Raw genomic sequence first — 7,251 nt, 5'->3', positions numbered from 1 at the left:
TTAGATGAAATGATACAGTAGTGCTCCAGGGCATCTTATTTTGCGGGTTCTGGCATGGATCACGCGGAAGATCACGGAAGGGGTGTGGAGCGTTCATGGGGCAGGGCGCGAGGCCCCCGGGCTCGCCCCGGACAGTGGACCGTGGTGGGCATCACCCGGGGGGTGGGGGCAGCAGGCGGTCTCCCGCCATCACGACGCCCCGCGTGGCCGCCACTCCCCCATGAGCGAGAGCCCGACACCGACGGCGGCCAGGAGGCCCCCGACCAGAAGCACCAGGAAGTCCAGCTGGGCGAGGAGGAAGAGGCTTGAGATCATGCCGATGACCGGGATGAGGGGGAGCGACCCGATCCTCCCGGGGACCCGGAAGGGCCGGGCTCTGTCCGGTTCACGGTAGCGCAACAGGATCACGGATGCGTTGACGACGAAGAATGTCACAAAGAGCGTGAAGTTGGTGACGTTTGCGACGAAGCCGATCCTGCCGGCAAAGAGGAACACCACAGATGCGGCTGCAACAGCGATGATGGCCGCCCAGGGTGTCCGCGTCCGGGGATGCACCCGGGCGAGGACCGGCGGGAGCGAGAGGTCGGACGCCATGCCATAGGTGATCCGGGAGGATGCGAGCATCATCAGGAGGGCGGTGTTCGCGGTGGCGAAGAGGGCGATGACGGAGATGACAGTGAACGCCGCAGGGCCGAGCGCGACGGATGCGACGTCGGCGAAGGGTGCCCGGGAGGCGGCAAGTTGCTCCCAGCCGACGACCGAGACGGCGGAGAGGGATACAAGGATATAGAGGATGATAGTGACGGCAAGCGCGATCATCAGGGCGAGCGGGATGGTCCGCTCCGGGTTTCTGGTCTCCTCCGAGAGTTTGACGATCTCCTCAAACCCCATGTAGGCAAAGAAGACGAGCGCTGATGCCTGCAGGAGACCCGGGACTCCCTGCGGCATAGCGAGGTAATCCACCTGCCCGATGTAGGGGAGACCGATCAGGATGACCATGATGATGCCCCCTGCCTCGACAAGCGTCATGACGATCGCGACCCGAGCGGTCTCCTTGATGCCGGAAAGAAGGATCCCGGTTAGGAGGAGGATGATCAGGACCGCGGAGGGGAGGAGCGGGAAACCGGCGAGGTCCGAGAAGTAGCCGGCAAACCCGAGCGCGACGGTTGCGGCGCCGAGGATGCCGGAGAAGATGATCAGCCACCCGACGACGAACGCAAGCCTCCTCCCGAACGCGCTTGATACGTATTCGTACTCGGCGCTCGCACGGGGGTACATCGAGGAGAGCTCGGCGTAACTCAGGGCGCTCAGGCCGGCAATGACGGCGGCGATGGCGAACGCCAGCCAGACGGCGTTGCCGGCCATGCCTGCCGCCTCCCCGAGCAGGGCGTAGATCCCGGCCCCGAGGATGATCCCGATCCCGGAGAGGGTGACCGCGACGGGCCCGAGGTCGCGGCGGAGGTGCGTTCCGGGGCCCGGTTCTTCTTCCGGCATATGTATCCCTGGGTACCTGCACCATTTATGGGTATCCGGCCATGCGGGATGTCCAATGAGCCCGGTCATCCGGCCGGGATGGTGGACATCCCCATGCTGGAGAGAGGACAATCTGTCGGCACACAATACATTTTTATCAAATACCCGCGCCTGTGGTCTCCCTATGGGGCAGAACATTCTGGACCTTCTACGGCGGGAACATGTGAAGGTGCTTAGCCAGCTGGACGAGTTACAGCGGAGGGGCATCAGCGACCGGGCGGAGAAGTTCAATTTGATGAAGAACAACCTCCTGCCGCACATGGCCGGTGAGGAGCGGGTCTTCTACCCGAGGCTCGGGGAGCGGGGGCTGCACGACCTCGTGGCGGCGGCCCGGGAGGAGCATACGGCCATCCGGGCGCTCATCGACCGGTTGAACAGCATCCCCCCGGCCGACGAAGGCGGCTGGGTCCGCATGATGCCTGACCTCCGTGAGGCGATGAGGAGTCATGTCGACCGGGAGGAGAAGGCGGTCTTCGCAGCGGCCAGGGAGAGACTGGACAATGCCGAACTCCTGCACATCGGCGACCGTTTCGAGGAGGCGAAGGGGAAGGCCCATCTGCGGCCACTCAGATGATCTCACGGGCGCGAATGGCCATTCACGGTTCACTGCAGGGAGGGATCGGGAAGAACCGGTATCCCGCAATCAGCACGCTGGCTTCGCCGGTTCAGTCCGGGAAGAGACCTTGCGGGGTTTCCCGGGTTTTAGGCGTAACACATATATGCCGGTACCGCGTCAGGTGGTCCCCTGCGTTTGAGTGGGGGAAGTGATGAGATGGCGCAGAACGTTATTGATATCCTGAAACAGGAGCACGAGATGGTGCTCTCAATGCTCTCGGAACTCGCAAGCAAGGGCATCAGTGGCCGGGAGCAGAAATATGAGTCCCTGAAGGAAAACCTCATGCCGCACCTCATCGGGGAAGAGCAGGCTCTGTATCCGAGGCTCAAGGAGGAGGCAGAGATGCGGGACATGGTTCTCGAGTCCATCGAGGAGCATGGTGCGGTCAAGACGCTGCTTGGCCAGCTCGACAGCGCATCCTCATCAGAGGAGGATAGCTGGGTGGCGAAACTGAAGGTCATCCAGGAGAATGTGGACCACCACATCAGCGAGGAGGAGGACGAGATCTTTCCGCGGATGCAGCAGAAGATGAGCAGCGACGAACTCTCAAGCCTCGGCAGCCGGTATGAGGAAGCGAAGAGAAGCGCGATGCCGGTTGCGGCACGCTGAGAGCGCGGGTGCACAGGCACCGGCACCCCTGTTTTTGGCCTGAGTACGAAACGGTTAAGTGCGACACCTGCCATTGGACAGCCGGATGGAGGCCGGGTGTATGGCACAGATTCTTGAGTTGATCAGGGCAGACCACGACTTTATCAGGAGTCTCCTCGACGAGCTCGCGGACAACCCCGAGACGCGGGATGTCCGGTGCATCACGCTCCGCCGCGAACTGCCGGGGCACATGTACGCGGAGGAGGCTACACTATACGCACGGCTCCGGGGTGTGGCCCCGGAGGAGATCAGGCAATCGATCAGCGAGCATAGCGATATACGTGACATGCTTGCCCGCTTTGAGGCGATCCCGCTCAGGGATGAGGCGTGGATGCCGGCGCTCGCCGGCCTGACGGATATCGTCAAGGCCCACTTCGCTGCAGAGGAGGAGGTGATCTTCTCCCGCGCAGAGCACTACCTCAGCAGGAGCGAACTCTTTGAGCTCAGCGAGGGGTTTGGGATGGAGAAGCAGAAAGCGGCACAGTTTGCGGTGATGTAACCGCCGACGCCGCGTGATCACGGGGGGATGCGTGCAGGACCGGCCGGACCCGAACTTCTCCTCACGGGAGAGGGATCCTTTACTCTTTGGGATAGGAGGGGGGCCGAATCCGGGCAACGGCCGAACCGGCACGAGCGCTCTCAGAGGGTCTCGGCGGCACAGCCCCAAAATATATGAGAAATATTTGACAACGGGTCGTTGTAAACTAATATCCGAAATCCTTATCATCGCCAGAGCCAGAATACCCATTGATGAGGGTTCTTATCACGAGCGGAAGGACGATCGCCCAGGGCAGGGAACTCTACTACAAGGATACACCTGCATATTCCCGCGAAACAGGTCGCTGTTTCATCCACCCCTTCGATCTCCTGGAGCTCGGCGCAGAGGAAGGAGATTCCGTCCTCCTCTCGACCGTTGCGGGGGAAGAGGTCTTTTCTGCAACACCGTCCGAAGACCTCGTACCCGGAACCGTCTTCATCCCCTGCGGGCCGCATGCAAACGCTATCCTGCATGCGGACACACATGGAACCGGCGCCCCCGACTACAAGTGGCTCGAGGGGTCGCTGGCACGGACCGATGCCCTGCCGCGGTCGGGCTGGGAGATCCTCGCAGAGCAGGGCGGCGCCGCATGCCCTCCGGTGACGGAACCCGGCGGAGATGAGGTCGGCAGCGTCACAGTCCGAGATGTAACCTGCCCCCTCTGCGGGTGCCTCTGCGACGACCTTGTCGTGCGGGTCGAGGGCGGCATCGTCACGTCGGTCGATAACGCCTGTGCGCTGGGCTCAGAGAAGTTCCTCTCAAGGAGCCGCCTTAATTTCCCAATATCGAGGAGCGGGGGATCGTGGGCGCCGATCGGATTTCCAGAGGCGATCCGGTATGCCGCAGAGGTGCTCGCCGACGCCGAGCGACCGCTCCTCTTCGGGTGGAGCGGCACCTCCGCAGAAGCACAGTGTACCGGCATCCATATCGCCGAAGAGGTCCGGGGCGTCATCGATAACTGCTCCTCGATCTGCCATGGTCCCTCGCTCATGGGCATCCAGGAGGCGGGGCACCCGGGGTGCTCGCTTGGTGTGGTGAAGAACCGGGCCGACGTCGTGATCTACTGGGGCTCGAACCCGATAGAGTCGCACCCCCGCCATCTCTCGCGGTATACGACGTTCGTCAACGGTCGGTACCAGGATAACGGGCACCTGGACCGGACGCTCGTCGTCGTGGATATCAGGAAGACCGATACCGCAAAGATCGCCGATGAGTTCATCCGGATCAAGCCCGGCGGCGATTATGCCGCCTTTTCGGCCCTGCGGGCGATCCTCAGGGGCCGCGCGGATATCCTCCCCCCCGAGATCGCGGGCATCCCCCGGGAGAGGTTGATATGGCTCGCCGACCTCTGCAGGAATGCACGGTTCGGGGCGCTCTTCACCGGGATAGGGCTGACGCAGTCTCCCGGCAGGTACAAGAACGTGCGTAACGCCATTGAGCTCGTCGATGAACTCAACCGGCATACGAAGTTCACCCTGACGCCCATGCGTGGGCACTGGAATGTCAACGGCACCAACCAGACATTCTCCTACCTCACCGGGTACCCGTACGGCGTCGATTTCGCACGCGGGACACCGTATTACAACCCGGGTGAGACCACGGCGGTCGACCTGCTCGGTCGGGGGGAGGTCGATGCCTGTCTCATCATCGGCGCCGATCCCGGGGCGCACCTACCGAGGAGGTGCAACGAGCACCTCGCGACGATCCCCACGATCGTCATCGATCCCTTCGTCTCGCTCAGCACCGCCTTTGCGGACGTCCATATCCCGGTCGCATGCGTGGGGATCGATTGTGAGGGGACGGGCTACCGGATGGACTCCATCCCGATCCGGCTGCGCAGGGTCCTCGATTCGGGCCTGCCGACCGACGAGGAGGTGCTGTCGCGGATACTGCATCTCATACGGGAAGGGGCGCGGTCCCGCGCTGCAGGCCACCCTGAGATGCGATCTCCGCGGTGGACTGCGGGCGTACCACGGGCTGTGTAGTGCGCAAGCACAAGGTGGTATGAGCCGGGACATGGGCACTGGAGAAGATCACCGGGGTGCTTCACCCCCGAGTAAACTATATCTGGTCAACAAATCGATAAAGTTAAGTGAATGTAACGTACATGGATAGTATGGTGTCACTGCCATGTGGTGACATCATAGATTCAACAGGACTGAAGCGATGAGCGAAGGTACACCTCTGGTGTCTCCTAATCATCATCGTGTCGATGCAGGTCGCAATCAAATCCTGAAACCCTCTCTTTCATCAACGTAAAACCTCGGGGCACCCGTGGTCCAGAAAAGGAAAGGAAACGCACCGGACGACTGCCATCCCGGCTTGTCCCGGAAAGGTGCCATACCAGAGACCGGGGCGGGAACGACCTCCCGAACCCGCCCCCTACCGTTTACTATTCTTCGTGACGCTCGCTCCCGGCGGGTTGCCGGAAGTGATTCCCCCGCAGCCCACTCCGAGTTTGGCCAGGGCGCGATGAACCGCACCCGGCACCCCTTCTGTGACTTCTCCTCAGGGAAGGGGGTTTCCGTGTGGGGAGTAGGGGTTTGAAGGGCACCGGCCCGGGACCAGGTGGAGACGAGCGATCGACCCCGGTTGTCGCGTGCCTGGGGATCGTCCCGCGGGGCAGATTAATTTGAAATGCTTAAAAAATAGTTAAAGTTAAATGTCTGTAGTTTAACTGGAAGTATGGTGCCACTGCACGGCGGTGCATCGAAGTAAAACCTCGAAGGCATCCGCGACCCCGGGATAGAACGGAGTCGCACCGGGGCTGTCGTGCCGGACGCCCCGGCGGGGTGCCGCGTGATGACGGTTCCTCCTGCTGTTGGACTTCAACTTATTTTGCGGATCTGGTGTGTGGTGATCGCCAGCCGCACGCGGAAGGGTGGTGACAGGAGGGAGGGGCTACACGAGTGGCAAGGCTTCGCGCTCTCTCACGTGATTCCTCGTGAGGTTGGATCTGTACCAGAACCCACATAATAAGGTGAAATGCCTCACCACACTCGCCCAGGGGTGAAGATGCGGCGGTGATATGTCCACGGATGCCCGCGACGGGAGGAGGGGGAGTCCTGTCATCCCCTGGCTACGCCGGGTTGACTGAGGGCGTCCCGTCTTCCGCTCAACTCCAGCAAATACCCGGAAGACCTGCACCCGGTAGCAGCCGGCCAGACTGCTCACTCACCGCCTCAGAAAAAGACGTTATCTCCTTCCCTTCAGCAAGATCACCGCACCGAGACCTGCAAGAACCCCTGCAACCGAAACCGGTGACGCCTGTGTGACCGGCTCTTCTCCGGGAGGTTGTCCTAAAATTATAAGACCTTTCAGATAAACCTCCGGGTCATGGCCTTCCGGGAACTTGACGATGATCTCTGGAGGTTATCCCAAAACTCTTCTGCCGGGAGGGGCGGGCCCCCTCCCGGTCCCTCCCCCAGGGCGAGAGACCCGGGCATAGGCCGTGTTTCGATTCCGCATCTCGTATGCGGCAAACCGTCGTTCCCGTGCGTGAGCATGCTCCGACCCCCCCGTGATCTTCGATCGCCGGGGACTTTTGGGATGTGCTCCTGGGCAATTGTCCAGAAGTACCTCCCACCAACGAAGCCGCACATCGGCCGACCCCGATGTGACCCGCGCCGTCTGTTCAACGGCATTCTGTACGTCCTGACCACCGGCTGCACCTGGCACGATGTTCCAGCAAAATACGGTACCAAATCGACGGTTCATCGGTACCACCTTGAATTATGCGAGAAGGGAGTGTACCAGGCGATCTTCCTCGACCTGCTCCGATCCGGGTATGCGATCCGAAAGATCGATCTCTCGGACTGTGCGACGGATACCAAGGCAATCTCGGCAAAAAAGAGGGATCGACCGGCTATGATGGCTATAAAAAGGTAAACGGAAACAAACTGAGTGCTCTGGTCGA

Annotated in this window: 6 protein-coding genes and 1 pseudogene; 5 read left to right on the top strand and 2 right to left on the bottom strand. The window is 61.5% G+C overall.

The window, feature by feature from the left end:
• Nucleotides 1–189 precede the first annotated feature (189 nt).
• Entirely contained in the window at nt 190–1,494 is a 1,305-nt protein-coding gene (locus BP858_RS11510) for an APC family permease (protein WP_286879537.1), read from the bottom strand.
• Nucleotides 1,495–1,657: 163 nt separating this feature from the next.
• On the opposite strand from BP858_RS11510, the gene BP858_RS11505 reads away from it, so the two are divergent.
• The 5 genes and pseudogenes from BP858_RS11505 to BP858_RS12385 all read left to right on the top strand — a co-directional run.
• Nucleotides 1,658–2,107, top strand: a complete 450-nt coding sequence (locus BP858_RS11505) for a hemerythrin domain-containing protein (RefSeq protein WP_214166901.1) — start codon at nt 1,658–1,660, stop codon at nt 2,105–2,107.
• Between the two features lie 198 nt (nt 2,108–2,305).
• The gene (locus BP858_RS11500) at nt 2,306–2,758 is read left to right on the top strand and encodes a hemerythrin domain-containing protein (RefSeq protein ID WP_062262026.1); all 453 of its coding nucleotides are present in this window, start codon (nt 2,306–2,308) and stop codon (nt 2,756–2,758) included.
• A gap of 100 nt (nt 2,759–2,858) precedes the next feature.
• The gene (locus BP858_RS11495) at nt 2,859–3,296 is read left to right on the top strand and encodes a hemerythrin domain-containing protein (RefSeq protein WP_062266393.1); all 438 of its coding nucleotides are present in this window, start codon (nt 2,859–2,861) and stop codon (nt 3,294–3,296) included.
• A gap of 251 nt (nt 3,297–3,547) precedes the next feature.
• Nucleotides 3,548–5,320: a formylmethanofuran dehydrogenase subunit B gene (locus BP858_RS11490; protein ID WP_082864883.1), complete on the top strand. Its 1,773-nt coding sequence runs from the start codon at nt 3,548–3,550 to the stop codon at nt 5,318–5,320.
• 1,351 nt (nt 5,321–6,671) lie between these two features.
• Nucleotides 6,672–7,040 (top strand): annotated as a pseudogene (locus BP858_RS12385) (transposase); the annotation flags it as partial.
• 8 nt (nt 7,041–7,048) lie between these two features.
• On the opposite strand, the gene BP858_RS11485 reads toward BP858_RS12385, so the two are convergent.
• Nucleotides 7,049–7,251: hypothetical protein (locus BP858_RS11485; RefSeq protein WP_286879536.1), on the bottom strand; the 203-nt coding region annotated here is incomplete at its 5' end.

This window comes from Methanoculleus sp. UBA413 (assembly GCF_002502935.1).
Classification (GTDB): Archaea; Halobacteriota; Methanomicrobia; order Methanomicrobiales; family Methanoculleaceae; genus Methanoculleus; species Methanoculleus bourgensis.
Note: the sequence above shows the minus strand (reverse complement) of the source record. Positions and strands in the feature narration are given on the sequence as shown.

What these genes read in the sequence shown, in the direction of transcription:
- BP858_RS11490 (WP_082864883.1), top strand. Translation starts at nt 3,548, where the DNA reads ATGAGGGTTCTTATCACGAGCGGAAGGACGATCGCCCAGGGCAGGGAA.
- BP858_RS11500 (WP_062262026.1), top strand. Translation starts at nt 2,306, where the DNA reads ATGGCGCAGAACGTTATTGATATCCTGAAACAGGAGCACGAGATGGTG.
- BP858_RS11505 (WP_214166901.1), top strand. Translation starts at nt 1,658, where the DNA reads ATGGGGCAGAACATTCTGGACCTTCTACGGCGGGAACATGTGAAGGTG.
- BP858_RS11510 (WP_286879537.1), bottom strand. Translation starts at nt 1,494, where the DNA reads ATGCCGGAAGAAGAACCGGGCCCCGGAACGCACCTCCGCCGCGACCTC.
- BP858_RS11495 (WP_062266393.1), top strand. Translation starts at nt 2,859, where the DNA reads ATGGCACAGATTCTTGAGTTGATCAGGGCAGACCACGACTTTATCAGG.